This window comes from Aeromicrobium sp. Leaf272 (assembly GCF_001422865.1).
GTDB lineage: Bacteria > Actinomycetota > Actinomycetes > Propionibacteriales > Nocardioidaceae > Aeromicrobium.
On record NZ_LMMY01000011.1, the window covers coordinates 303,485 to 303,949 of the forward strand.

Consider the following 465-nt stretch of genomic DNA (forward strand, 5'->3'; position numbering starts at 1 on the left):
GTTTTCCACCCCCTGGCCCCACTCGCCTCCCGAGACGGACGATGCCGGTGGGACGGGCGGGACGCCCCACCAGACGAGGAGTGAGACCTGTGGACGTCCCCACGACGACCGTCGAGGACCTGCCCGACCCCCTGCCCGACGACCTCGTGGTGCTCGACGTGCGCGAGCAGCACGAGTGGGACGCCGGGCACGTCGACGGCGCGACGCACGTGCCGCTCGGCGACCTGCCGACGCGCGTCGGCGAGCTCGACCCGCAGGCCCGCACGCTCGTGGTCTGCCACCTGGGTGGACGCTCGGCCCGCGCGACGGCCTGGCTGTCCCAGCAGGGCCACGACGTCGTCAACCTCGCCGGCGGCATGGACGCGTGGGAGGCCGCAGGGCGGCCGACGACCTGACCCGGCTCCACGTCTCGGCCCACGCCAGGGCCCGGACGCGGCGAGGCCCCCGGACCGTGTGGTCCGGGGG

General features: G+C 75.9%; 1 protein-coding gene. It reads left to right on the forward strand.

Annotated elements, in window-relative coordinates; genetic code table 11:
• The first annotated feature begins 89 nt into the window (after window positions 1–89).
• Complete coding sequence (locus tag ASF38_RS08515; protein ID WP_235493094.1) at window positions 90–395, forward strand: rhodanese-like domain-containing protein; 306 nt, start codon at window positions 90–92, stop codon at window positions 393–395.
• The last annotated feature ends 70 nt before the right edge of the window (window positions 396–465 follow it).